1 protein-coding gene is annotated in these 1,038 nt (G+C 27.9%); it reads left to right on the forward strand.

Annotated elements, in window-relative coordinates:
• Positions 1-491 precede the first annotated feature (491 nt).
• Positions 492-1,038, forward strand: a 547-nt coding sequence (locus Q8S25_RS06930) for a hypothetical protein (protein ID WP_305536153.1), incomplete at its 3' end; no start/stop codon positions are given.

Consider the following 1,038-nt stretch of genomic DNA (forward strand, 5'->3'; position numbering starts at 1 on the left):
CTTAATTGTTTTTTCTAAAGTATTAGAATATCAAAGAAAATACAATAGAGGTTAAAAACATGGATAAAACCTTGAATAGACATCAGATGCCCGTATATCTCTTACCTCGGCAACACAATCAACTTAAAGACACTAAGAAGATTATAAGGTCAGAATATGGTTTAAGTATCCCAATGACTGAAATGTTAAGGGATAGTTTAACTTTATTTTTGAAGGATCTTGAGAATCCAGAGTCTTTAAAATTGTATTTACAAGGTAAGGGGTTAATCAATGATTGCTAAGGATCAAAACAAGTTTAATTGCAATGATGACCCTTTTTATCAGTTTATAGATGAGTATTATTCTGATGATTATAATTATAACAAATATAAGAAGATCCTGAAAGCTGGTTTTAGTCAAGAAAAAACTAATTATCTATTATTAGTCGAGTTGATTATGGCTATAAGTTATTTAAATTATAATCTGGACTCTTTTAATAGGAGTGGGTTATAATGGATACAAAATTAGCAGCCATTCAGCGTATTTTTAAAGATAACTATGCTGAAACCACTGAATACTTATTATTAGGTGAATTTACTTATTTAAGGAAAATGAATTATTCTGTTAAAGAATTAGAAACATTTATTAAAATTTTAGTTTATGAGGATCCCAGGATTAATGAACATAAACTAAGGCATATCCTTACTAAAAAACCTGAAAACATCAACATTCAATGTAATACCATACTGAATAATTGTAAAGATGAAGGGTGGAAATCCGAAGATATAGAAGAATTGAATAATATTAATGAAGCATTACCATTAGAATTAAAATCAAAGAAGAATGGTGAGATTAGTTTCATATTAGATGAGGTTTTGCCATCATTAGAAGCTGGAAGGTTATCTGGAAGATCTAAAAAACTGTTAAGTAAAGCCATGGGTTTAAAATATGATATTATTAAAGATGATTTATCAGGAAATTTACTAATTAAAGAAGGATATGGATATAAACCAATAAGTGATTTCATGTACCATTACCTTTTAAATGAATTGATAGGGA

The sequence above is a fragment of the Sediminibacterium sp. genome, from assembly GCF_030695065.1.
Lineage (GTDB): Bacteria > Bacteroidota > Bacteroidia > Chitinophagales > Chitinophagaceae > Sediminibacterium.